Raw genomic sequence first — 23708 nt, 5'->3', positions numbered from 1 at the left:
CCTGTCAGGCGCTGGAGATGACGCTGGACGGGCCGAGCTCGCGCACCTTCGTGCCCGACTGGGCGACGACGATCCGCGTCCAGGCGGTGACGTCGAGGTCCGGGCCGCGTCGTGCGCGACCGCGCTCGCGCCCGCGCACGTACAGCACCGCCGGGCGCTCGAGGTCGGCGAGCACCAGCTCGACCGTCGTGTGCAGGTCGTCGTAGCTCGCCCCGAGCCGGTCGTTCATGTCCCGCAGCGCGTCCGCCCCGAAGCGCGCGCCCTCGCGGCCGACCAGCACGAAGTCGTCGGTGAGCAGCGGGCGGATGTCCCGCCACTCGCGCTGCGCGTACAGCCGCTGCACGAGCGCGCTGTCGACCGGCACCGCGGCGTCCGGCGGCAGCGCCGCCGGCTCCTCGTCGTGGGCGCGGGTCCGCCAGGGCCGGCGGCGGATGTACGCCGCCCAGACCGCGGCGACGCCGACGAGCACCGCGAGCGTGAGCGCCAGCTCGCCCGTCGTCAGCCCGTCGACCATGCTCAGCGCGTGATCACGCTCGAGGGGCCGAGCTCGCGTACCTGCGTGCCGTCGTCGGTGACGAGCACGCGGGTCCAGGCGCGCACGTCCAGCGGCGCGCCGCCGTCCTTCGGGCGCCCGCTCGAGTGGTCGCGCACGTAGAGCACGGTCGGCGCCGCGGGGTCGGACACGACGGTCTCGATCTCCGCGTGCAGGTCCTCGTACGCGTCGGCCATCAGCTCGTTGGAGCGCTTGAGCGCCTCCAGGCCGGCGCGCCCGCTGGGCCCGATCAGCACGAAGTCGTCGGCGAGCATCGCGCGCGTCGCGTCCCACTCCCGCGTGGTGTAGAGCCGGTGGACGAGCGCGCACTCGACCTCCACCGCGGTGGCCGGCGGCAGCGCGACGACGGTCTCCATCCACGCGAACGCGTCTCGGACTCGATCCGGCAGCATCCGGGACGATCCTAGGCGAGCCGGTAGGCTGTCGTGGCAGTTTGTTGATGACAGGGGGGCTGGGAGGCACGCCCGGCTGAGATAGCGCCCCGCTCCGGCGCTGACCCTTCGAACCTGGTCGGGGTAATGCCCGCGGAGGGAGCGGATGGTGACTGAGGTCGAGGCTCCAGTGACGGGGCCTCCTCGTGTGGGAACGGGTGTGACGGTGTCCGCCGTGCGCAAGGCGTACGGGGACGTCGTGGCGCTGGACGGCGTGGACCTGCGGGTCGCGCCGGGTGAGGTCGTCGCGGTCGTCGGGCCGAGCGGCTGTGGGAAGTCCACGCTGCTGTCGATCGTGTGCGGGCTCGAGCGCGCCGACGCCGGGACGGTCGAGGCGCCCGAGGCGGCGCTGATGCCGCAGCGTGACGGGCTGCTGCCGTGGTTGAGCGCACTGGACAACGCGGCGCTCGCGCTGCGGGTGGCCGGCGCGTCGAAGGCGGCCGCGCGGGCCACGGCGCACGAGCACTTCGTGCGCTTCGGGCTCCAGGGATTCGAGAAGACCCGGCCCGCGGCCTTGAGCGGCGGCATGCGCCAGCGCGTCGCGTTCCTACGCACGCTGCTCGCCGGGCGGCCGCTGCTGTGCCTGGACGAGCCGTTCGGGGCGTTGGACGCCCTGACGCGCACGCAGGCGCAGACGTGGCTGGCCGAGGCGCTCACGCGCGAGCCGCGGTCGGTGCTGCTCGTGACGCACGACGTCGAGGAGGCGGTGCTGCTCGCCGACCGCATCGTGCTGCTGTCGCCGCGGCCCGGGCAGGTCGTGACGACGCTGGACGTCCCGCTGGCGCGGCCGCGCGCGCGGACGGACGGCGCCGTGGTCGAGTTGCGCGAGCGGGCGCTGGCCGCGCTCGGGGTGCGCACGTGATCGCGCCGCTGCTGGTGTTGGCGGCGCTCGGCGGCGTCTGGGAGCTGGTCGTGCGCGCGGGCATGGTCAACGAGCTGCTGCTGCCCGCGCCGAGCGCCGTCGCGACGACGCTGTGGGAGGACCGCTCGATCCTCGGGCCCGATCTGGCGATCACCACGTGGGAGGTCGTCCTCGGGCTGGCCGCCGCGCTCTTGGTCGGCGTCGCGCTGGCCGTCGCCATGCACCTCGTGCCGGCGGTCGAGAACGCGCTGCGGCCGCTCGTGGTCGGCTCGCAGGCCGTGCCGATCCCCGTGCTCGCGCCGCTCGTGGTGCTGCTGCTCGGGTTCGGGCTCGCGCCGAAGATCCTGATCGTCGCGCTCGTCTGCTTCTTCCCGATCGTGGTCAACGTGGCCGACGGCCTGCGCGACGTGGATCCGGATGCGCGGCGTGTGCTGCGCTCCCTGCACGCGTCCCGCTGGCAGCGGTTGCGCTTCCTCGAGGCGCCGTCCGCGCTGCCGTCGGGGTTCACGGGTCTGAAGATCGCCGCCGCCGTGGCGGTCATCGGTGCGGTGCTGGCGGAGTGGGCGGGCTCGACCTCCGGGCTCGGCCATCTCGTCGTCACCGCGAACGCACAACTGGAAAGCGCGCGGGCGTTCGCCGCCACCGCGTTGCTGGTCGCTGAAGCCGTCGCTCTCTACGCGCTGTTCAGCGCGCTGGAACGGCGGGTTGTCTCCTGGTCGCCAAGGACGGTCTCATGAAACGTGTGTTGTTGCTCGCGGCGCTGGTCGCCATGGTCGCCGGGTGCGGTGAGAAGGCCGAGCCGACCGGCAGCGAGGCGCCGCGGCAGGAGCCGTTCACGGTCATGCTCGACTACGTCCCGAACGCCGACCACGCCGGGCTGTACGCGGCGATGGACGCCGGGCTGTACCGGCAGGCCGGGCTCGACGTCAAGCTGGTCGCGCCGCCGGACCCGGCGGCGCCGCTGCGGCTGCTGGCCGCCGGCAAGGCCGACCTCGCGATCTCGTACACGCCCGAGCTGCTGCTCGCGCGTGACAACGGCGAGGAGCGCATCGTGTCCGTCGGCGCGCTCGTCCAGAAGCCGCTGACGTCGCTGATCGCGCTGCCGGCCGGTGGCGTGAAGACGCCCAAGGACCTCGCGGGCAAGCGCGTCGCGACGTCCGGCATCCCCTACCAGAGCGCGTACCTGAAGACGATCCTCCAGAAGGCGGGCGTGGACCCGACCTCCGTGAAGGAGACCAACGTCGGCTTCAACCTCACGCAAGCGATGCTGTCCAAGAAGGCCGACGCGACGCTCGGCTCGTTCTGGAACTACGAGGGCGTGGACCTGCAGCAGCGCGGCGAGAACCCGACGATCCTGCGCATGGAGGACATCGGCGTGCCCACCTACAACGAGCTGATCTTCGTCGCCCGCCGGCAGGACCTCGACGAGGCGGGCTCGTCGCGCCTGCGGCGCTTCCTCAGCGCGACGGCCGCCGGGCACCGTCTGCTCCAGAAGAACCCCCAGGCGGGCGTGGACGCGCTGCTCAAGGCCGACAAGGGCCTCGAGCCGAAGCTCCAGGCGGCCGCGATCAAGGCGACGCTGCCGGTGTTCTTCCCGGAGGCCCAGGCGCCCGAGGACCGCGCGGCGCCCACGACCGTCGCCCCGGTGCCCGTCAAGGACCTCCCGTGGGGCTGGCAGGAGCCGATCGTGTGGGCGACCTACGAGCGCTGGATGCGCGCGGAGGGCCTGCTCACGCGGCCACCGTCCGAGGCGAGCCCGCTGACCAACGAGTTCCTCCCGGGCGAGGGCTTGGGAGAGTCCTCGCGGGACCGCTGAGGTACTGAGCCGCCATCCCCGCGTACGGCGCGTACGCGGAGAAGAACCCGCGCACCTCGTCCTCGTCGGCGACGGCGCGCGGGTTGCCGGTCGTGAGCCGCCCGACCAGCTTCAGGTAGTTGAGGTCGCCGGCCGGCACGACGTCCAGTCGGCCGAGCCCGTTGGACGCCAGCACCTCGATCGTCCACGTCCCGATCTCGGGGATGGCGAGCAGCCGCTGGAAGTCGGCCCCGCTCGGCCCGGCGACGAGCGCGGCGCGGGCGTCCTCGACGAGCCGCGCGGGGGCGACGGGCACGTCGCCGCGTGAGCGGTCGCCGGCGACGCGCGCGCCGCTCGCCGCGCCACCCCGCGCGGTCTCGTCGCGCACGAGCGCGACCCTTCCCGCGGCCACTTCGCGCGCGGCCCGGCGGAGCGCCAGCGTGCGCTTCGGCGCGAGGCCGCAGGCGTCGATCTCCGCGGGCGCGAGCCCGGCGACGGTCGCGGCGTCCGGGGCGTCGCGCAGCGAGCCGTAGCGCGGGCCGTACGCGGCGATCAGGCGCCGCTGGATCGCGTTGGCCCGAACCACCTCGATCAGCTGCTCGGTGATCGCCCAGGCGAGCGAGACGAACGGGTCCGGGTTGCGGCGCACGCGCAGCCACGGGCGCGCGCGGATCGCGCGGCCCAGCAGCGGGTCGTCACGGAACATCGCGTGGAACTCGGCCAGGTCGTCGTCTATGCCGGAGGCGAAGCGCATCCGCGCGATGCCCTCGCGCGCCGCCTCCTCGGTAGCCGCACGGGCGGCGAAGGTGGTGCCGGAGGCCGCGACCACCACGGGGGCGCCGTCCACGTGCAAGAGCCGGACGAGCCCGTTGCCGCGCCGGCGCGTGAGCCCGTCCAGCGACGGCAACCCGAGCCGGAAGGACGGCCAACGCGGCTCGACCGTCTCGCGCACGAGCACGGGCAGGTCCGGTGCCGCGCCCGCCGAGCCCGCGCCGCGCACGTTCGCGCCGGCCGCGCTCGTGCGGCGCCGCGATCGCTCGCCCGCGGGCACGTCGCCGCGCCCCGCGTGCGGACCGGCTTGGCGCATCAGGAACGCTTGAGGAGGTGCACGTCTATGAGGAACGAATTCGAGCTGACGATCTCGCCGAGCGGGCCCTTGCGCTTCTTGGCCGCCTTCTTGCTGCGGTGGCGCTTGACCACGGCGACGGTGCAGGCGCCGGCCACGAAGCCCGTCGCCGCCAGCGCGGCGGCCTGGACGCCCGGCACGGACAGCGCGCCCGCGGGCGGCGGCTCTTCGACTACGCCGCCCTCCGTGACGACCGGCAGGCCGTCGACGACCTCGCCTTCAGCGAGTTCTCCGTCTTCCTCAACCACGAGGGAGAGACACTACCGCCCCCGGCGGACGTGCATGGTGCCGAACACGCGATCCCAGTACGGGGCGGAGATGCCGAACCCGCGCTCGTCGTCCTGGAAGTGATGCCGCATATGCAGCTCCCGCAGCCACTTTCCGAAGCGGGACTTCGGCGTGTGATGGTGCAGGGCGTAGTGGATCATGTCGTAAGCGAGATAACCGCCGAGGAAGCCGGCGCCGAACGCGAACGCCCGGTCCGCACCGAGCACGAGCCAGAAGAGCGCGTAGAAGATGAGCGCGAGCGGCACCGACGCGCCGGGCGGCATGACGAGCCGCAGCGGGTCGTTCGGGTGGTCGTGATGGACGCCGTGGACCATCCAGTGGAGCCGCGCGCCGATGCCCTCTTCGGGCTCGAAGTGGAAGATCACCCGGTGAATCCAGTACTCGGCCAGCGTCCAGAAGAAGTAGCCGGCGACGGCGAAGGCCAGCGTCGAGAAGACGCCCAGCCGGTCCACGCCGAACGCGAAGAGCACGACGATCGCGGGCAGGAAGATCACGATCGGCACGAAGTGATGGACGCGGGTGAACTTGTCCAGCAGACCCGACTTGAACATCGGCGGAGAGGCCTTCAAGAACTCCGAACGATCCATGAGGGGAACCTTACAAGGCCCGTTCGTAGACCCGGAAGCGCCGCACGACGCGGCCGCCCATCGCCTCCATGGCCTTGTTCATGTTGTGGTTGGTCTCCAGGATCCAGCCCATCTCGCCCCACTTCTGCGGGGTGCGCGAGGCGGTGTCGAAGTGCTCGACGTACAGCGCCGCGGCCACGCCCGTGTGCTGGTACGCGTGCTTGACGCCCAGGAAGCCGACTCGAACCCGGTCGATGATCCACTTCTTGCGCAGGAAGTGCACCCAGCCGAACGGCAGGATCCGCCCCTTCATGCGCAGCAGCACCTGGTTGATGTCCGGCACCGTGATGGCGACCGCGGCGGTCTCGCCGTCCTCGGTCTCGGCGACCATGTACCAGTTGCGGTCGAAGACGAGCTGGTGCTCCTGGGCGTAGGCGTCGAGGTCGCGCTTCGTGTACGGGACGAAGCCCCAGTTCTCGCTCCAGGCCTCGTTGTAGACGGCCGCGAACGCGTCCATGTCCCGCCGCAGCGAGCGCCGGGACATGCGCCGGATCGTGATCTTGTGCCGCTTCTGGACGCGCTCGGCCAGCTTGAAGACGATCGGCAGGATCTTCGAGCGGTCGGAGATCACCAGCTCGTACATGAACAGGTCGACCGCCTTGGCCAGGCCAGCCTCCTCGCAGCGGGCGGCGTAGTACGGCGGGTGCCAGGGCTGCTTGACGAACGGCATCCGCTCGAAGCCCTCGAGCAGGACCCCGCACTCGTCGTTCATCGTGAAGTCCATCGGGCCGATCATCCGGGCGCGGCCCTGGGCGCGCAGCCACGAGGCGGCGGCCTCCAGCAGCGGCGGGAGGATGTCGGGCGCGTCCTCGAGCTCGAGGAACCCGAACATGCCCGTGCCGCCGCCGTGCTGGGCGTCGTACTGCTCGTCGTACTGGGCGCTGATCCGCCCCACCACGCGTCCGTCGCGCCAGGCCAGGAACAGCTGCGCGTCACCGTGCGAGAACAGCGGGTTCTGCGAGCGCAGCAGGAAGATGTGCCGCTCCAGACGCAGCGGGGGCACCCAGACCGGAGAGTTAGAGTGCAGCCGGTACGGAAGTTCGACGAACTCCCGGCGGTCTCGCCAAGAGGAGACCGGACGGACGACCACGCTCACGGAGGCGGACCCTAGCAATGCCGACAGCCATCGATGTCTTCGCGAAGGTCCGGGGGCACGAGCGCGCCGAGCAGCTGCGCGCCGCCCGCGAGGCCGACCTGCTGCCCTACTTTCGGCAACTCGAAGGCCCCGCCGGGCCGATCGTCGAGATGGAGGGCGCCGAGCGGATCATGCTCGGCTCCAACAACTACCTCGGGCTCACCGCGGACCCGCGCGTCCAGCAGGCCGCGCGCGCCGCGCTCGACAAGTACGGCACCGGCCTGACCGGCTCGCGGCTCCTCAACGGCACGCTCGACCTGCACCTGCAGCTCGAAGCCGAGCTCGCGGAGTGGATGGGCACGGAGGAGGCGATCGTCTTCTCCACCGGCCACCAGGCCAACGTCGGCACGCTCGGCACGATCCTGGGCCCGGGCGACACCGTGATCGTCGACTCCGCCGACCACGCCTCGATCCTCGACGGCTGCCTCATCTCCAAGGCCAAGCTGCGCCCGTTCAAGCACAACCGGCTGGATCGGCTCGAGAAGATGCTCGACCGCGCCGTGGGCGACGGTGGCGGCGTCCTCGTGGTCGTGGACGGCGTGTTCAGCATGGAGGGCGACATCGCGCCGCTGCCGCGGATCGTCGAGCTGTGCAAGGCCTACGGCGCGCGGCTGATGGTCGACGAGGCGCACGGCGCGGGCGTGCTCGGGGCTCGCGGGGCGGGCGCGTCGGAGCTGCTCGGCGTCGAGGCCGACGTGGACCTGCGCATGGGCACGTTCAGCAAGTCGCTCGCGTCCTGCGGCGGCTTCATCGCCGGCTCGCACGAGGTGATCGACTTCCTGCGGATCTCGTCGCGGGCGTTCCTGTTCACGGCGTCGGGCGTCCCGGCCGCGGTGGGCGCCGCGCTGGCCGCGCTGCGGATCATCCGGTCCGACGAGGGCCCGGAGCTCCTGCAGCGGGTGCTCGACAACGGCGAGTACCTCAGCAACGGGCTGGAGGCGCTCGGCTTCCGGGTCGTGCGCGGCGAGCCGGCGGTCACGCCGATCGTGCCCGTCCTGGTCGAGGACGACTGGAAGGCCGTGCTCCTGTGGCGGGCGCTCTACGACGCCGGCGTGTACGTCAACGTCGCCATCCACCCCGCCGTCCAGCCGGGCGGCGCGCTGCTGCGTACGAGCGTCATGGCCACCCACGACACCGCGGTGCTCGACCGGGCCCTGGACGCCTTCCAAAATGTCAAGCAGAAGTTCGAATCCGAGCACGGCGAGCTGCCCGCTCCGGCCGTATAGCACATTCACCGGACGGTTACATCGCGTATAAAAACCATGCTCTTTGCTGATTTTGAGGGTGGTTGAGCGTTGCCGGATCGGACCCGACGCGGCTAGCCTGCTCACTCGGTTGGACGCTGTGAACGCGGGGCCCGTTGATCGGGACACTCAACGGGCCGTAGAGGTCGGGCAACGCTGTCGGGCGTTGTCAGACTGGTCTGCGCGCGCGATCGACCAAATGCACGTAAAACGAATTTGACCCCACCCGAACGCGGGTGGGCGGACGAGAAGCGGGGAGGTTCGATGGGAACATCTGCGATAGCCCCTGCGCCACCGCAGCACATGCGGGCGTTGGAGCAGGCAAATCGCGTGCGCTTGGCGCGCGCTGAGCTCAAGCGCCAGGTGGCGGAGGGTGAGACGACGGTTGCGGGGATCGTGCTCGACTGCCCGTGGGAGGCGGAGAGCATGAGCATCGCGGACCTGCTGATGAGCCAGCATCGCTGGGGGCGTTCGCGCTGCCGCCGGTTCCTGACCTCGATCTCGATGCTCGAGACGAAGACGATCGGCTCGATGACCGAGCGTCAGCGCAAGGAGCTGGCCGGTCGCCTCACGGGCGACCAGGACCGCGTGGCGGCCTAGCGGTACTGCGGCGGCGTCGGCGGGCAGGCTCGCTAAGCGAGCGGCCCGCCGGCGCCGAAGCCGGGACCGCGGGTGGCGATCTCGACGACGTGGCCGTCGGGATCGCGGATGTAGATCGACTGGAACGAGCTGCGGTTGAGCACGTCGGTGCACTCGACGCCCCGCTCCCGCAGGTAGTCGCGCCACGCCTCCTGCTCGTCCTCGGTCTCCACGCGGAGCGCGAAGTGATGCGTGGAGCCCCGGCCCACGACGCCTTCCGGCAGGCTGGGGTACTCCATGAAGCTCAGGTAGCTGCCGTCGCCGCCGTCGAACCACACGTGGCGTGCGTCCGGGTCGTCGTCCGAGACGGCGTCGTGCACGATCGGCAGGCCGAGCGTGTCGCGGTAGAACGCGATGGTGCGCTCGATGTCGCTGCTGATCGCGGTGACGTGGTGCAATCCACGCAGCCGCATGCGCTTGTCGTCCGACACGCGGCGGAAGGATAGTTCCCGGTCAGGCCGGAACGCCGGTCTTGCTCTCGTAGACGCGCCGCAGCGCCACGAGCGCCGCGAGGAAGACGCCGAGCATCACCGGCACGACCACGTAGAGCGGCACCTTCGCGAAGCCGAGGACCGCCGCGGTGGCGACCGCCGGGAACGCCGCCAGCACGAGCCCGTGCGAGCGGTAGCCGGCGAAGTGCTCGCGCAGGCTCGTGTCGAGGCCGCCGAGCGCGCCGAGGCTGACGCCGAGCGCGAGCAGGACCCGGCCGCCGGTGTCGTCGCGGCGGAACAGCCCGAACGCGATGCAGACGATCCCGACGAGGACGCTCAGCTCCACGAGCGGGACCGGGTGCCACGGCGCGTTCGGCCGCTCCGGACGGTCGTCGATGTGCCGCGGCGGGCGCGGCGGGACCTGCGGCGCGGTCGACTTCGAGCGGCGCCGACGCTTGCTCTTGTTGTGCCGGCTCACGCGACGACTGACAATATCCTCGTTGGCGTGGCGCGCAACGATCCGACGGACACGGGCGGGCTCTTCATCGGCCGCCGCCCGGGCACCGGGCCGCTGCACTACCGCGGCGACCCGCAGCGCGGTGGCGCCGGTCGTCGGCGGGTGGACGGCGTGCTCGCGGCGCTCGTGCTGGTCGTCGAGACGCTGCTGTGCCTGTCGGTGTGGGGGCCGCAGCCGCTGGCCTGGCTGTGGATCGCGTCGCAGGTCTCGTTCCACGCCGACAACGACTTCCTGGGGATCGTCGTCGCGTTCTTCGGCATCCTCGCGTCGCTGCTGGTCACGCTGGCCCTGGCCAACCGGCTCGACCGCGTCTGGAGGCTGCTCCGCCGTGCCGCCGGGCACGACCAGCGCGAGGGTCTCGTCGCGCGCATCTTCGCGGTGTCCGCGGTGATCGCCCTGGTCGCGTTCGGCTTCTGGTTCCTGGTGCTCGAAGGTCCCGCGCCGTCGCTCGCGCCTCGCTGATGCGGCGTCTGCTGCGCTACTACCGGCAGTTCGACGAGCTCTCCCCGGACGAGGTGAGCGCGGAGCTGCGCGCCCGCCGCGACGAGGAGCGCGCCCGCGAGGTGGTCGCCCAGCCCGCGCTCGACCTGTCCGGCGCGGCCTGGCACGGGCCGCCACACCCGGAGATCGTCAACGCGGCGACGTTCGCCCTGCGGCGCGCGGTCAACGACTACGCCGACGTGGCGCCGCTGCGCGACGCGATCGCCCGGTCGCACGACATCGACCCCGCGCGCGTGGTCGTCGGCCACGGCGCGAGTGAGCTGCTCCGCGCGGCCCTCCGTGCGATCGCCAGGGAGGAGGTCGCGCTCGTCTGGCCGGGCTGGCAGCTGCTCCCGGCGCTCGTCGAGGAGGCGGGCGCGCGGCCCGTCCCCGTCGAGTCCGCCGCGCCGGGCCGCACGACCGTCCTGACCCGCCCGGCCGACCCGACCGGCGCGGTCGCCGCGATCGAGCCCGGCGACGACTGGCTGATCGTCGACGAGGCCCTCGCCGACTTCCTCCCGTCCGCCCAGATCGTCGACCACCCGCGCGTGATCCAGATCCGCTCCTTCTCCAAGGGCCACGCGATGGCGGGCTTCCGCGTCGGCTACGCGGTGGTCGGGACGGGCGTCGAGCTCCCCTTGGCACCGCTGCTCGGCATCGACGCCGCGTCCGTCGCCGGCGCGCTCTGGGCGGTCGAGCACGGCAGCGCGAGCGTGGCCCGCCGCCGCGACCAGGCCGCTCGCGAACGCGCCCGCCTCGAGGCCGCGCTCGGCGACCGCGTCACCGCGGGCGTCGGTCCGTACGTCTGGCTCCGCGCGAGCGCCGAGGAGCTCGCCGCCGCCCGCGTCTACGTCGCGCCGGGCAGCGCCTGGGGCTCGTCCGAGCATGTGCGGGTGACGCTGCGGGACGCCGCCGCGACGGACCGCCTGCTCGAGGCGCTGGGCGCGGCGTAGCGGCGGCGCGGGTGGCGCTCTCGGTGCGCCCGGGCGCGACTGAACACCACCACGGTGGTTGGTCACTTTGCTGGGCAGAGCCCGGCAAACCCACCACGGGCACCGCGGACGAGCGCCACTGCCCTACCCGCCTAGCAACTCCCGCGCCGTCCACAGCGCCTCGCGCACCTCGAGCTCGGACACCCCCGGGACGACCAACGCGAACAGCGTCACCCGTCCCGCCGCGACCGGCGGCAAGACGGAGGAGAACACGTGCACGCGGAGGGTCTCGCCAACCACGTCGGTGCCCTCGACGCGCAACGAGGCGTCGTTGGTGGCCCAGACGCCGACGCCCGTCTCCACGAGCGCGATCAGGAGCGCGTCCGCCAGGAAGCCGTGCGAGCGGTAGCGGCCACGGACCAGGCGGTCGCGCAGGGCGGCCTCGGCCGGGGTGGGCTCGTCGAGGCCGAGCTTGTTCATGGCGATCCGGTACGGGTCCATCCGGCCGGCTCGGGGCACACGGTCCGACAAGGTGCGCAAGCGCGCGCGAAGGTCGCCGGAGAGGTCGGCCTCGAACGTCTCGTAGACCACGCGCAGGTCACTCAAGGCGCCGCACCCAGGACTCGAGTTGGGCTTCGCTCTGGGAGCCGACCGACGAGCCGACGACGCGGCCGTCGCGGCCGACGTAGGTGATCGTCGGGCAGACGACGACGGCGTACTCGTTGGCGACGGCGCCGTCGTGGTCGTAGCCGACGGGCAGGTTCGACTTCAGGTCGCGGGCGTCCTCGGCGTCGGCGCGCACCGCCACCACGCGGAACCGGACGTCCCGGTGGCGCGCGGCGACGCGCTCGAGCACCGGCAGCTGCGCGCGGCAGCGGTCGACCGGGTGGAACACGAAGGCCAGCACGAACGGGCCCTGCTCGCGCAGCTCGCAGACGTTGAGCACCTCGGGCCCGCGGACCTCGCAGGCCGGACGCGCGCCCGCGGCGCCCTGGTCGGCGCCCGTCGCGACGTTCGCGTCGCAGCGTCCGCGGCAGGACGAGGTCGACAGCGGCATCGCGAACGGCGGGAGCGCGTCGCCGGCCTCGAGGCCCTTGGAACCCTCGGACTCGGTGACGATCGTGTTGAACGTGATGAACAGGAGCGCCGCTCCGATGAACACCACGATCAGCAGGCCCGGGCGCTTCACGCCGCCACGGCGCGCCGCCCACGCCGCCGCACCGGCGCCTCCCGCTCGGCCAGCACGAGCACCGCGGGCAGGACGGCCAGCACGCCGACCAGCGACACCGCGAGGTTCAGCACCGTGACGATCCCGAAGTCGCGCAGCATCGCGACGTCGGACGCGATCAGCACCGCGAAGCCGGCCAGCGCGGTCACGCCCGACGCGAACACGGCCGCGCCCGTCGAGCGGTAGGTCCGCTCCAGCGCCTCCCCCGGCTCGAAGCCCGCGTCGCGCTCCTCCCGGTACCGGGCCGAGAGCAGCACCGAGAACTCCGTCGAGATCGCGATCACCAGCGCGCTCAGCGCGGCGGACATCGGGTTCAGCGGCACGCCCACGAGGTACAGCACCAGCGCCGACCACCCGGTCGCCAGCGCGATCGGCACCAGCGGCACCCACGCCCGTGCCCACGAGCGGTAGACCACGAACAGCGCCAGCGCCACCAACGCCAACCCGATCAGCGCGACCAGCAGCCGCCGCAGCGGATCGCTCATCGCGTGGTTGGCGTCCGCGGCCAGGACCGGGAAGCCCGAGAGCGTCGCGCGCACGCCGTCCGGCGGGTTGAGCCGATCCCGCATCTGCTCCATCACCTCGCGCTGCCCTTCCAGCGACTGCAGCCGCACGCCGAACGCGAGCACCGCCGTCCGCCGGTCCGCGGAGATCGCCGCCTGCGACAGGTACGGCGGCACCGCGTCCAGCAGCGCCCGCACCTGCTCACGCGTCGCCGACAGCTCGGGCGTGCGGAACAGATCCGGCAATGACAGCGCCGGGCACAGCGTCGCGCCCGCGCAGCCCCGCTCGGCCGAGTAGCCCTGCCGCAGCAGCGCGGAGCTCTGGTAGTCGCGCATCCAGCGCACGACCTTCGGGTCGGTCAGATCGGCGCCTTCGACGAGCACGTCGATCTCGCCCGCCGTGCCCGTCTCGGCCTGCAGCGCGTCGAGGTCCTGCACCGCCGCCAGCGACTGCGGGACGAGCTTGGGCAGCTCGGACTGGATCGCGATGCGCGAGTCCAGCGCCCAGCCGCACACGGCCAGCAGCGCGGCCGCGACGAGCACCGCGCGTGCGTTCGCCACCACCCAGCGCAAGGCGCGGCCCGACCGCATCCGCGGCAACCGCACCGAGTCGACGAGGTCGCCGGCCCCGCGCAGCGACCGCGCCAGCGCCCCACGCGAGGACCGCCGCCGCCCCGCCAGTGCCAGCACCGCTGCCCCCGCCGTCACCGTCAGCAGCAGCGCCACGCCGACCCCCACGACCAGCAGCGCCCCGAACCCGCGCACCATCGGCACCGGCGAGAAGAGCAGGATCAGGAAGCCGACCGCGGTCGCCAGCGCGGCCGTCGCGATCACCCGCAGCCGGTTGCCCGCCTGGTACTGGATCGCGTAGTCGACGGCCAGGCCGAGCAGCACCGGCAGCACCGCGATCGACGCCATCGTCAACGGCAGCCCGAGCAGCGCCATCCCGCCGAACACCACCGCGACCGTCCCCAGCGCGATCCCCAACGGCAGCAGCCGCAGGCGCGCCCGGAACAGCAGCGCCAACACCAGCGCCATCACCGCCACGCCGACCAGCAGCAGCCGCAGGGTCGAGCCCGCCAGCACGCCCGACAGCTCCTCGGCGAGCACCGGCACACCGGTCACCACGTAGGTCCCGCCGCCGTCCAGCGACCACTCCGGCATCCGCACCGCCGCGCGCACCTCCTCGACGGCCCGCGCCCGCTCGTCATCGGACAGCCCGGCCTTCAGCCGCACCGAGATCAGCGCGCTCTCCGATGAGGGGAACAGGTACGCGAACCGCGCCTTCGGCGTCCGCTCCCCGCGCGAGGGATCGAACACCAGCTGGTAGACGAAGTCGGGATCGTTGAGCTTCGGCGCCCCCGTCAGGTTCAGCCCGTACTTGGCGTTCATGGCCAGCAGCTCGCCGGCGAACTGCGTGTAGACGAGCTTCTCCGCCTGCTTGCCGAGCCGCTTCGCTTCCGCCGACGACGCGCCGTCGGCGCGCGCGAGCCGCTCCGCCGCCACCCGCGCCCGGTCGGCCTGCGCGGCCCGCTCGCGCGTGCGCCCCTGCAGCTGCTTCGTGAGCTCGGTGACCGACGAGTTGATGAACGTCCCGGGCCCGTACACGACGTGGACCGGCTTGAGCGCCGCCAGCCGACCGCACGGCGAGCCCGCGCCTCCCGGCGGCGAAGCGCCCTCCGGGACGTTGCCCGCCAGGCAGCCCTCGAGCCCGAGCAGCCGGTTCAGGTCCGACGTCATCACGAGCCGCGGCAGGTCCTGGCGCACGAGCACGTACACGGCGTCGTCGCCGAACTTGGCCTTGGCCACCGCGGTCGCTCGCCCGGCGTCGCTCCCGCCGCCGACCAGCGAGCCCGTCGAGGCGCTCACCGACAGCCGCGTCGCGAGCGCCGCGCACGCCACGACGACCAGCACCGCCACCAGCAGCACCCGACCGGGATGCCTGCGAACGACGTCCATGCGCTATCCGTCGTCGCGCGCGTTCACGTGCGGGTACTGCGTGCGCTCGCCGCCGAACTCGAACGGACCCTGGTTCTTGCACGGCGGCGCGACGAGCCCCGCGTTGCCGGCCCCGCCGAACGCGTACTGCTGGATCCGCTGCAGCAGCTCCGTCGGGATCAGCGCCGAGGCCTGCTCGGGCGTGAGCGGGATCTGCGGGATCGGCGGCAGGTTGATCGGCGGCAGCGGCAGCCCCGGGATGACCGGCTGGACCGTCGGCACGGGCGAGACGACCGGTGCGACGACGTCGTTGACCAGGTCGATCGGCGTGTTCACGATCGACGGGATCAGGTTCGCCGTCGAGCACTGGCGGTCCTCGTAGACCGGCAGCCCCGTGTTGAGCTGGTCGAAGTTGCCCGGCTTGGTGTACGGGTTCGGCCGGTTCGTCGGCAGCCGGTTCGGATACGCGGCGAGGTTCTCCGGGTTGAGCGGGTTGCTCGTGCGCAGGTAGTGCAGGCCGGTGCGCGAGTCACGCGCCTGCGTGGCCGAGCCGGCGTTGGCGAAGAACGACGTCAGCTCGCGCTTGTACTGGCCGATGAAGTCGACCGCGGGCGTGAGCTGGGCGGTCGCCGGGACGAGCTGGCCGAGGAACGGCCGCGTGTCCTGGAGCACCGTCTCGGCCGCCGGGAAGCCGGTCTTGGACGCGTCGATCAACGGCTGCAGCTCCTGCAGCAGGTTGCGCAGGTCCGGCGCGACGTCCTCGAGGTCCTGGAGCGTCGGCGACAGCTCGCGCGCCGCCGGCCGCAGCTGCGTGATCAGCGGGTCCGTCTCGCGCTGGAACTCGTCCAGGCGCTCGAACGTCTTGCGCGACTCGTCCTCGAACGTCGGCAGCGCGCGGAAGGCGGCCTGCAGCTCGGAGTCCCGCGACGCGGTCGCCGAGAACACCGAGTTGGAGTTCTCGATCAGCGAGCGCAGCTGGCCGTCGCGCTCGGACAGCGCCTGGAAGACGATGCCCGTGTTGGCCACGAGCTGCGACAGCGCCGCCTCCTGGCGGTTGAGCACGTCGACGATCGTCGACGTGTCCTCCGCGAACGGGGCGAGGTTGCCGAGCGCGTCGTTGAGGTCGCGGCCGTTGCCGCCGATCGCCTGCGCCTGCGTCTGCATCCACTGCTGGAAGTCAGCGCGGGTCTTGGGATCGAACGACCGCAGGATCTCGTCGAGCTCGACGGTCTCGGACACCTGGGTGGACGCGAGCGCCCCACCCTCGGGGATCGCCTCGGCGCGGTTGTTGCCCGGCGTCAGCTCGACGTAGGTCTCCCCCAGCAGCGTCTTCTGGCGCAGGATCGCGCGCGCGTCCGACGGCAGCGGCGCGTAGCGCGACTGCAGCTGGATCTCCACGTCCGCCCGGCCCGTGCGCTTGTTGGGCGTGATCTGCTTGACCTTGCCGACCGGCACGCCGCTGATCCGCACGTCGGCCTCCTGCGCGAGCTGGCCGACCTCGGTGAAGGACGTGTGGAAGCGGTAGCCCTTCGGCTTGAGCGGCACCGGGCCGCCGAACGCGAGCCACAGGAACAGCAGCAGCCCGAAGCACGACAGCGCGAACAGCACCATCGCGAGGATCTTGCCGAGGCCCGGAGCGTCCTTGACCATCCGCTCAGCCTCCGGTCGCCGGAGCGCCGCCGCCCGCGGCGGGCCCCTGGGTCGAGGTCGGGCAGATCGTCTCCTGCGACGGCTTGTTGAGCAGCTGGACGAGCGTGCCGAGCTGCGGGTTGGCCTGCGCGACCGCGTCGAGCAGCTGCGACGAGTTGCAGGAGACCAGGAACAGGCCGCGCCGGATCGGGCCGTGCGCGTCGGCGGTCGAGAACACCGAGTTGCCGGTGTGGTTGAGCCAGGACTGCCAGAACAGCAGGCCCTCCTCCGCGCCACCGGGCGGGTTGTAGGCGGCGGCGTTCAGCAGCTGGTTGGCGACGGTCAGCGAGCGCGTCAGGTCCGGCGTCGTCGCGGCGAGGTCGCGCATCGCCGGGCGCAGCTCCTGCACCGTCGGCAGCGCGGCGCGCGTGAAGGGCCGCAGCTCGTCGCGGATGATCGGCGTCGACTCGCGCAGGAACGGCCGCGTCTGGCGCAGCGACGGCGCCAGCGCGCGCGCCGCCGGGCGCAGCGACTCGAGCGTCGGGCCGAGCGTGTCCGCCAGCGTCTCGACCTTGCCGAGCGTCGTCCGGGTCGTGTTCAGGGTGCCCGGGAGCCGCTGGAGGATCGCCTGCAGCGACGCGTCCTGCTCGGCCAGCGTGGCGAACACCGAGTTGGAGTTCTGGACGAAGTTGGCGAGCTGCGTGTCGCGCCGGCCGAGCTCGGTGGTCAGCAGCGAGAAGTTGTGCACGACGCGGGCGAGGTTCGCGCGCCGCTCGGCCAGACCCTCGTTGATCTCGCGCGCGTACTTCGCGGTCGGCTCCAGCCGGCGGATGGCCTGCGCGAGCTGACGGCCCTTGCGCTCGGAGCCGAGGCCCTCGGCGCCGTCGTTGAGGAGCAGCAGCAGGTAGTCGCGCGTGTCCGCGTCCAAGGAGGCGAGGATCTCGTCGAGGTTGACGTCCGGCAGCGTCTGCGAGATCGGGATCACGCCGCCTTCCTTCAGCCGCCCGGCCTCGGGCGTGCCCGGCGTAAGCTCGGCCACCATGTCCTTCAGGCCCGTCTTCGGGCGCAGCAGGATCGACGCGTCCTTGTAGATCCGGTCGTGCTTGCGCTGGATCTTCATGCCGATGATGGCCTTGCCGTCGCGCAGCTTCACCGACGCGATCTCGCCCACCTCGACGCCCGCGATGTTGACCGTCTGCCCCTGGCCCGGGGTGACCGCCTGCGCGGTCGTCATCTCGGCCTCGATCTCGAAGAAGTCCTTGCCCAGGACCGGCACGCCCGCGGGCAGCGAGAGCCGCTGCTTGTCGAGGATGTAGACCGACACGACGAGCGCGACGACCAGCAGGCCGAGGATCGCCAGGAAGTCGGGGAAGTGCTTGCGGATCGCGGCCTTCACTTGCGCTTCGCCCCGAACGGGTTGAGCTTCTTGCGGACCACGCTGAGCTCGACCTCACGCCGCAGCTTGTCCTGCTTGGACGCCTTCACGTTCGCCGCCGTCGCCGTCCCGCCGCCGGGCGCGGACTTCTGCCCGAGCGGCCCGTTGACGTTCGGGAGCGGCTGCAAGTAGCAGGGCACGTCGTCCTTGTAGGTCGGCTTCTTGCGCGGCATCGCCGGCCGGTTGCCCAGCGGCGCCTCGACGAAGTTGCCGAACAGCTCGCCGAGGTTCGTGCTGTTGGGCCCGAGCGACAGCGTCTGCGAGCCGCCGCCGGTCTGGAAGCGCACGTACATGCCGTTGCCGTCGAAGTTCTGGCCCTCGCCGGCGATGCCCGCGAGCGCGTAGAAGAACTCCTTGTAGTTCTCGACGCCGGTCGTGAACTCATCCTGCACGACGATGTCGCCGGCCGGCAGGACCACGTCGCGCAGGCACTTGCCGAGCAGGTCGGCCTGCGGCAGCAGCTCGGTCGCGCGGTCGATCAGGCGCGCCAGGTCGACGGTCGCGGGCGAGAGCTCCTCGGCCAGCCCGCCCAGCTCCTCCTGGGAGACGAGCGCGCGCGTCTGCTCGATCCACGGGAAGGCGGCCTCGATCGTCGCCGGCGTCTCGCGCACCCCCGGCCGGATCTCCCGCGCGAAGGCGCGCGTGGACGGGAACGCGGCGTTGAGCGAGTCGAACGCGCTGTTGGCCGCGGCCAGCGTGCCCGGGAGCGCGCGGATCGACGCGCGCAGGTTGGTCGCCTCGCCCGCGAGCGCGCCGGTCGTCACGTTGAGGTTCGTGATCAGCTCCTGCAGCGACTGCTCGTAGCGGCTCAGCTCGTCCGCGGTGCGGGCGGTGCCGCGGATCAGGCGCGCGACGTCGCGGCCGGGCTCGGTGCCGAGGAAGGCCTCGAGGACCTCGGCCGTCGAGCGCTCCGCGACCGGGATGTCGTCGAGCGCGTCGTTGAAGGACGCGGCGGCCGTCTGCCCCTGCGCGAGCGGGTCGGCGTCCTCGTCCTCCTCGGCGGTGGGCTCCGACATCAGCGCCGTGCTCAGCCCGTTGAGCACCTGCTTGAGGTCCTCGCGCGAGTCGCTCTGCAGCGAGGTCAGCACCTCGTCCAGCTGCACGGGCGTGGCCGTCTGCGTGATCGCGATCATGTCGCCGGAGTCCAGCTGCGGCGAGTCGGCCGTGCCCGGCTTGAGGTCGACGAAGAAGTTGCCCTCGAGGAAGATGCGCGGCCGGATCTTCGCGGTCGCGTTCTTGTGCAACGGGAGCGCGCTGTCCTTGAGCTCCATGACGAGGGTCGCCCCGTTCGTGCCGTCGGTCGCCTCGATGCGCTTGACCTTGCCGACCTCGACGCCCGCGATCCGCACCGGCGAGTTCGGCCGGATCGAGTTCGCCGACTCGAACTGCGCGCGCAGCTGGAAGCCGGAGCGGAACGGGATGTCCTTGGTGAAGCCGAAGAACATCACGAGGGCGGCGATGGCGAGCGCGATCAGGCCGACGAACGCGTCGGAGCGGCGCGGCCCGCGGCGGCGACGGCGGGCCATCAGCGCGCGTCTCCCTGCTGGGCGTAGCCCTCGGTGCGCGGCTGCTGCGTGCCCGGCACGTTGCCCGTGACGGTCCGGCCCGCGAGGTACGGCTCGTTGCCCGACTCGCACTCACGCGGCTGGCCCGGCGACGCGGTGTTCGGGTACGGGTTGGTGTGCAGGTGGTTGTCGACCGTCGGGCCGTTGGCCGGAGCCGACGACGGCCCGCCCTCGTTGTTCGGGCCCTGCGGCGTGGCGACGATGATGAACCGCTGCCAGGTGCCGTTGCGGTCGCCCTCGCTCAGCAGCGACGAGATGTTGCGGAAGAAGAGCGTGACGTAGTTGCAGACCGTCTGGGCCGGCTTGAGGTGGGCGAGCGTCGGGTCCAGCGACTTGACCAGCGCGGTCGAGGACTGGATGCCGCGGGGGACGAGCGGGTCGTTGGCGAACGTCTGGACCTCGCCCAGCAGCGACTCCAGCCGCCGGTTGAGCGCGGGCGTCTTCGGCAGCACCTCGATGCCGGTGCCGAGCGCCGCCGACAGCTCCGGCGCGGCGGTGCGCAGGGCGCGGATGCCGGGCTGCAGCTCACGCATCAGGCCCTCGGTGTTGACCAGGAACGGGCGCTGGTTGGGCAGCGACTCGATGCCGGCGTCCAGCGCGGGCTTGCCCTTGGTGATCGAGTCCTGGATGTACGGGCGCGCGACCTCGTCGAGCGCCGCCATCGTCGTGTTCAGGTTGCGGAACAGCGACGCCTGCGTCTCGGCGGCGGGGGCGACGATCGCGGCGGTCTCTCCGGTCTCGACCACGAAGCGCTCGAGGTTGGTGCGCGGGTCGGACAGGTTCTGCATCACCGGGATCACGTCACGCAGCAGCGGGCGGAACGCGCCGATCGCGGTGTTGATCGACTCGCCGCGCCCGGCGAACGCGGTGCCGAAGCCCTCCAGGTTCGCCTGCGACGCGGCGCGCGTGTCCTCGTCGAACATGTTCAGGAACTCGTCGAGCTCGACCGGCGTCTCGGCGCGCGCGAGCGGGATCGTGTCCCCGTCCTGGAAGCCCGTGCGCGAGCGCCCGCGCGTGATCTCGACGTACTTGAGGCCGAGCGCGGACCGTGGGCGGACGAGCAGCGTGGAGTCCTCCGGCAGCGGGCCGGCGTCCTTGTCGAGCGTGAGCCGGACGACCGCGATGACCTGCCCGTTCTCCAGCTGGCGCGGCTTGATCTGCGTGACGGCGCCGATCCGGCTGCCGCCGACCTTCACGTCGTTGCCGACCGTGAGCTGCGCCGCGTTGGGCAGCTCCGCGTCGACCGTGTAGGTCGGCACGAACGGCAGGCCCTTGTTGGCGTTGTAGGACAGGAAGACGGCGACGAGGATCACGAGCACCGTCGCGGCGCCGATCAGGACCGGGTTGCCGGCGATCCCTGACGAGCGGCCCCTCACTGGCCGTCCTTTCCGAACAGGAAGTCGAGCAGGCCCTCGCCCGGGTCGGGCGTCGGGGTGGGCTGGTCGGTGGCCGGCGCCGGCGCGGCGGCGGTCGGCTCCGGCGTGACCGCACCCGGCTCGATCGTGGGCACGGTCAGCGGCGTGCTCTCCGGAGCGGCGGTGGCGGCCGGCGCGGTCCGGGTCGGGGCCGCGGTCGCGGTCGCGGTCGGCGCGGCCTTGCCGCCGAGCTTGGGCGCGGCCCCGGCGGGCGTGGTGCGGCGCTCGAGCCCGCGCTCGAACTTGACCTTCTCCGCCTCGACCTGCTGGCCGAGGGCGCGCGCGATGGCGAGCGCCGTGGCGCGCAGCACCGGGTCCTCGCTCGTCACCGGCGCCTGCGCGGCGGAGGCGGAGGCGCTCGTCTTCGGGTAGTTGGCCGAGCAGCCCGCGACGGGCGCGACCGCGTACGTCGTGCACGAGTTCACCAGCAGGCCCGCGCGCAGGTAGTGGCCGACCGCGTCGTAGCCGTTGATCGCCGTCGTCTGGAAGAAGATGTAGTCCATCAGGCGCTGGATGCCTTCCGTGTCCCGGAAGGACTCGAGCACCTCGCGCAGGTTCGTGCCGACGGGCTTGATCGCGCTCGCGAGCTTGCGCGTGTCGGCGATCACGGGGCGCGCGTCGGTCACCGCGGGCGTGCCGGTCTTCGCGGCCTCGCCGAGCGAGTCGATCGCCGGGATCGCCGCCTGCGAGAACGGCCCGAGCCGGCGCACGAGCGCGTTGATGTCGTCCGCGCGGGCGCCGAGGTCGTTGAGCACCGGGGTCGACTCGTCCGCGAGCGAGCCGAGCCGCTCCATCGTCGGGTCGAACTCGTCCAGGAACTCCGGCAGCGTCTGGATGTCGGCGGCCAGCGCCTCGCGGCGCTCCGCCGTCGCCTTGGCCACCTCGCTCGAGTTGCGGATCGCGCCCGCCACCTGCCGGCGGTCACGCGCGAGCGGGGCGAGGATCGTGTCCGAGTTGACCGCCAGCTGCTCGAGCACCGTGTTCTGGCGCGCGAGGATCTCCAGCACGGCGTCGGTCTCCTTGAGCGCCGGGTTCGCGCGCCGGATCACCTCGTTGAGGTCACGGCCGCGGCCGGCGAGGCCCGTGCCGAGCTCGTTGAGGATCAGCGACAGCCGCTCGCGCTCCGGCTCGCGCATCGTGTTGCCGATCAGGTCGATGTCCACGGACTGCGTCGTGTTCTCGACCGGCAGCAGGCGCTGGCCCTTGCCCGGGCCGCGCTTGATCTCGGCGAGCTCCGCGGGCGGCTGCGCGTTGGCGGACCGCACCTGCGTCGGCTTGCACTCGACGAAGCGCTCGCCGATCAGGTTCTGCGGCCGCACGATGCAGGTCGCGTCCCGTTTCCAATCGGCGTAGCCGGGCTCGGTGATCTCGAGCACGACGGCGGCCTTGAAGTCCTCCGTGACGTCGATCGACTCGATCTTGCCGACCCTGACGCCGGAGATCTTCACGTCCTCGCCCGGGATCACGAAGCCCGCGTTGTCGAAGATCGCGCGCACGCGGTAGGCGTCGTCGTTCTCGCGGCCGGACAGCAGCACCAGGCCGGCGACCACGAGGGCGACGATCAACGCACCGAGGGCGACGAACCGGATCATGGGCCCGCGATCACCTGGGTCGGATCGCAGTCGAGGTTGCCGCCGCGGTCGCGGAACGGCGCCGAGCCGTCCGGCGCGGGCTGGCTGGCCGAGCCCGGGCAGCGCTTCATGATGCCGGTCTGCAGGCCCGCGAGCCGCTGCGCGACGGGCAGCGGGACGAGCTGCGGCGGGCCGACCGGCAGGTCGTGCACCTGGAAGGCGTTGAAGATCGGCTGGATCCGCGCGTAGTGGCCGTTGGCGTCGTAGTTGGCCGCCCCGACGCCGAAGTCGCGGAACCAGCCCGTCAGCTCCGGGATGTACGGGCGGATGAACTCGAGCACGGGCTGGCCCTTCTGCAGGGCCTGCGTGTTGCTCTTCAGGGCCGGGCTCGCGACGCGCTGGAGGCCCGGCAGCTTGCGCGTGGCCTCGACGAGGTCGTTGTCGGTGCCGGGGCGGCGGACGAGCGTCGAGAGGTCGGCGATCGTCGGCTTGGCGTCACGCACGAGCGGGCGCAGCTCGCGCAGGAACGGTGCCAGGTCCTTCGTCGCGACCTTCGAGTCGGCCACGAGCGGGTCCAGGTCGTCCAGCGTCGAGCGCAGGTTCACGAGCGTCGAGTTGCCGCGCCGGAGCGTGGTCGGCAGCAGCGCGAGCGCCTGCTGGAGCGCGTTGTTCTCGGCCGCGATCGCGCCGGTGGTGGCGTTCGCGTTGCCGACGAGCGCCGACAGGTCGTCCCGCTTCTCGGCGATCGCCGTGACCGTGCGCGAGGAGTTGACGATCAGCTCGGTGAGCGCGTCCTCGTCCTGGGTGGCCTCGTTCACCAGCCGGCGCGCGCTAGACAGCATCGGGTTCAGGTACTCGGTGGCCGCGGCCGCCTGCTCGCCCTTGCCGTCGAGCTGGGTCTTGAAGCCGGCGATCAGCGTCTGCAGATCCTTGCGGGCGTCCGGGTCGAGCGTGTTGAACAGCGCGTCGAGGTCGACCGCCGTGGTGGTGCTGGCGGTCGAGATGGTCGAGCCCGCGGGCAGCGTGCGGCTCGCGTCCGGGCCGGGCGAGATCGCGACGTAGCGGTTCGCGATGCCCGACAGCGAGGTCAGCCGGATCACGGCCTCCGTGCCTTCGCGCAGCGGCGCGTAGGGCTCCTCGACCGTGACCTTGATCGCCGCCTGGTTGTTGTCCGTGAGCCGGATGTCGCGGACGCTGCCGACGGCACGCCCGCCGATCTGCACGTTGTCGCCGACCACGAGCTGGCCGGCGTTGTCGAAGATCAGCGTGTACTCCTGGCCGCTCGCGCGGAAGGCGAACAGGTAGACCGCCAGCGCCACCAGAAGGGCGACGCCGAGCAGGACTGCCGTGCGAGCGAGGGCCACG

General features: G+C 72.2%; 24 protein-coding genes and 1 riboswitch. Of the genes, 7 read left to right on the top strand and 17 right to left on the bottom strand.

From position 1 onward, the window contains the following. Window positions 1–4: 4 nt before the first annotated feature. Together C8N24_RS17780 and C8N24_RS17775 are read right to left on the bottom strand one after the other, a co-directional pair. Window positions 5–514: a nuclear transport factor 2 family protein gene (locus C8N24_RS17780; protein ID WP_121252089.1), complete on the bottom strand. Its 510-nt coding sequence runs from the start codon at window positions 512–514 to the stop codon at window positions 5–7. Between the two features lie 2 nt (window positions 515–516). Beyond that, on the bottom strand, window positions 517–945 hold the full coding sequence (locus C8N24_RS17775) for a nuclear transport factor 2 family protein (protein WP_121252087.1): 429 nt from the start codon (window positions 943–945) through the stop codon (window positions 517–519). Window positions 946–987: 42 nt separating this feature from the next. Beyond that, window positions 988–1103: riboswitch (TPP riboswitch) on the top strand. A gap of 56 nt (window positions 1104–1159) precedes the next feature. On the opposite strand from C8N24_RS17775, the gene C8N24_RS17770 reads away from it, so the two are divergent. From C8N24_RS17770 to C8N24_RS17760, 3 genes are read left to right on the top strand one after another with little or no spacing between them, the layout of a single operon-like run. Then, window positions 1160–1846 (top strand): ABC transporter ATP-binding protein, encoded by a 687-nt coding sequence (locus C8N24_RS17770; protein ID WP_245971881.1) that lies wholly within the window; start codon window positions 1160–1162, stop codon window positions 1844–1846. Further along, window positions 1843–2583, top strand: coding sequence for an ABC transporter permease (locus tag C8N24_RS17765; protein WP_245971880.1), 741 nt, complete (start codon window positions 1843–1845; stop codon window positions 2581–2583). The genes C8N24_RS17770 and C8N24_RS17765 overlap by 4 nt, the downstream gene beginning before the upstream one ends. Then, complete coding sequence (locus C8N24_RS17760) at window positions 2580–3662, top strand: ABC transporter substrate-binding protein (protein WP_121252083.1); 1083 nt, start codon at window positions 2580–2582, stop codon at window positions 3660–3662. The genes C8N24_RS17765 and C8N24_RS17760 overlap by 4 nt, the downstream gene beginning before the upstream one ends. Here C8N24_RS17760 and C8N24_RS17755 read toward each other — a convergent pair. The 4 genes from C8N24_RS17755 to C8N24_RS17740 are packed head-to-tail and all read right to left on the bottom strand — an operon-like array spanning window position 3577 to window position 6684. Further along, window positions 3577–4728 carry a DNA-3-methyladenine glycosylase family protein gene (locus C8N24_RS17755; RefSeq protein ID WP_121252081.1) on the bottom strand — a complete coding sequence of 384 codons (1152 nt, stop codon included), beginning with the start codon at window positions 4726–4728 and terminating at the stop codon, window positions 3577–3579. The two genes, C8N24_RS17760 and C8N24_RS17755, sit on opposite strands and share 86 nt — an antisense overlap. Further along, complete coding sequence (locus C8N24_RS17750; RefSeq protein WP_121252079.1) at window positions 4728–5015, bottom strand: hypothetical protein; 288 nt, start codon at window positions 5013–5015, stop codon at window positions 4728–4730. Before C8N24_RS17750 ends, C8N24_RS17755 begins: the two co-directional genes overlap by 1 nt. Window positions 5016–5027: 12 nt before the next feature. Further along, window positions 5028–5642, bottom strand: a complete 615-nt coding sequence (locus tag C8N24_RS17745) for a sterol desaturase family protein (RefSeq protein ID WP_121252077.1) — start codon at window positions 5640–5642, stop codon at window positions 5028–5030. 10 nt (window positions 5643–5652) lie between these two features. Beyond that, a complete protein-coding gene (locus C8N24_RS17740; protein WP_121252075.1) occupies window positions 5653–6684 on the bottom strand; it encodes a GNAT family N-acetyltransferase in 1032 nt (343 codons plus the stop codon). A gap of 110 nt (window positions 6685–6794) precedes the next feature. On the opposite strand from C8N24_RS17740, the gene C8N24_RS17735 reads away from it, so the two are divergent. Both C8N24_RS17735 and C8N24_RS17730 read left to right on the top strand, forming a co-directional pair. Continuing rightward, window positions 6795–8042, top strand: a complete 1248-nt coding sequence (locus C8N24_RS17735) for an aminotransferase class I/II-fold pyridoxal phosphate-dependent enzyme (RefSeq protein WP_211340007.1) — start codon at window positions 6795–6797, stop codon at window positions 8040–8042. 348 nt (window positions 8043–8390) lie between these two features. Next, window positions 8391–8660, top strand: coding sequence for a hypothetical protein (locus C8N24_RS17730; protein ID WP_147447858.1), 270 nt, complete (start codon window positions 8391–8393; stop codon window positions 8658–8660). A 32-nt stretch (window positions 8661–8692) separates the two neighbouring features. On the opposite strand, the gene C8N24_RS17725 is transcribed toward C8N24_RS17730, so the two are convergent. Together C8N24_RS17725 and C8N24_RS17720 are read right to left on the bottom strand one after the other, a co-directional pair. Then, a complete protein-coding gene (locus C8N24_RS17725) occupies window positions 8693–9130 on the bottom strand; it encodes a VOC family protein (protein ID WP_121252071.1) in 438 nt (145 codons plus the stop codon). A gap of 22 nt (window positions 9131–9152) precedes the next feature. Continuing rightward, entirely contained in the window at window positions 9153–9608 is a 456-nt protein-coding gene (locus C8N24_RS17720; RefSeq protein WP_121252069.1) for a hypothetical protein, read from the bottom strand. Window positions 9609–9635: 27 nt separating this feature from the next. Here C8N24_RS17720 and C8N24_RS17715 point away from each other — a divergent pair, with 27 nt between their 5' ends. Both C8N24_RS17715 and C8N24_RS17710 read left to right on the top strand, forming a co-directional pair. After that, window positions 9636–10109, top strand: a complete 474-nt coding sequence (locus C8N24_RS17715; protein WP_121252067.1) for a hypothetical protein — start codon at window positions 9636–9638, stop codon at window positions 10107–10109. Next, window positions 10109–11080, top strand: a complete 972-nt coding sequence (locus C8N24_RS17710) for an aminotransferase class I/II-fold pyridoxal phosphate-dependent enzyme (RefSeq protein WP_121252065.1) — start codon at window positions 10109–10111, stop codon at window positions 11078–11080. The genes C8N24_RS17715 and C8N24_RS17710 overlap by 1 nt, the downstream gene beginning before the upstream one ends. A 123-nt stretch (window positions 11081–11203) precedes the next feature. Here the strand turns inward: C8N24_RS17710 and C8N24_RS17705 are convergent, their stop codons facing one another. Genes C8N24_RS17705 through C8N24_RS17665 form a run of 9 tightly spaced genes read right to left on the bottom strand, consistent with a single transcriptional unit; the run spans window position 11204 to window position 23707 of the window. Next, window positions 11204–11665 (bottom strand): hypothetical protein, encoded by a 462-nt coding sequence (locus C8N24_RS17705; protein WP_147447857.1) that lies wholly within the window; start codon window positions 11663–11665, stop codon window positions 11204–11206. Further along, a complete protein-coding gene (locus C8N24_RS17700; RefSeq protein ID WP_121252061.1) occupies window positions 11658–12248 on the bottom strand; it encodes a TlpA family protein disulfide reductase in 591 nt (196 codons plus the stop codon). The genes C8N24_RS17705 and C8N24_RS17700 overlap by 8 nt, the downstream gene beginning before the upstream one ends. Beyond that, complete coding sequence (locus tag C8N24_RS17695) at window positions 12245–14749, bottom strand: MMPL family transporter (RefSeq protein ID WP_147447856.1); 2505 nt, start codon at window positions 14747–14749, stop codon at window positions 12245–12247. The genes C8N24_RS17700 and C8N24_RS17695 overlap by 4 nt, the downstream gene beginning before the upstream one ends. Before the next feature lie 3 nt (window positions 14750–14752). Beyond that, window positions 14753–16378, bottom strand: a complete 1626-nt coding sequence (locus C8N24_RS17690) for an MlaD family protein (protein WP_121252057.1) — start codon at window positions 16376–16378, stop codon at window positions 14753–14755. Window positions 16379–16382: 4 nt separating this feature from the next. Beyond that, window positions 16383–17753: an MlaD family protein gene (locus C8N24_RS17685; RefSeq protein WP_121252054.1), complete on the bottom strand. Its 1371-nt coding sequence runs from the start codon at window positions 17751–17753 to the stop codon at window positions 16383–16385. Further along, window positions 17750–19318 (bottom strand): MlaD family protein, encoded by a 1569-nt coding sequence (locus C8N24_RS17680; RefSeq protein WP_121252052.1) that lies wholly within the window; start codon window positions 19316–19318, stop codon window positions 17750–17752. Before C8N24_RS17680 ends, C8N24_RS17685 begins: the two co-directional genes overlap by 4 nt. Next, the gene (locus tag C8N24_RS17675; protein ID WP_121252050.1) at window positions 19318–20733 is read right to left on the bottom strand and encodes an MlaD family protein; all 1416 of its coding nucleotides are present in this window, start codon (window positions 20731–20733) and stop codon (window positions 19318–19320) included. Before C8N24_RS17675 ends, C8N24_RS17680 begins: the two co-directional genes overlap by 1 nt. Next, window positions 20730–22364 (bottom strand): MlaD family protein, encoded by a 1635-nt coding sequence (locus tag C8N24_RS17670; RefSeq protein WP_121252048.1) that lies wholly within the window; start codon window positions 22362–22364, stop codon window positions 20730–20732. Before C8N24_RS17670 ends, C8N24_RS17675 begins: the two co-directional genes overlap by 4 nt. Then, a complete protein-coding gene (locus C8N24_RS17665; RefSeq protein WP_121252046.1) occupies window positions 22361–23707 on the bottom strand; it encodes an MlaD family protein in 1347 nt (448 codons plus the stop codon). The genes C8N24_RS17670 and C8N24_RS17665 overlap by 4 nt, the downstream gene beginning before the upstream one ends. Window position 23708 lies beyond the last annotated feature (1 nt).

Origin of the sequence: Solirubrobacter pauli, from assembly GCF_003633755.1 — a bacterium.
Classification (GTDB): Bacteria; Actinomycetota; Thermoleophilia; order Solirubrobacterales; family Solirubrobacteraceae; genus Solirubrobacter; species Solirubrobacter pauli.
Note: the sequence above shows the minus strand (reverse complement) of the source record. Positions and strands in the feature narration are given on the sequence as shown.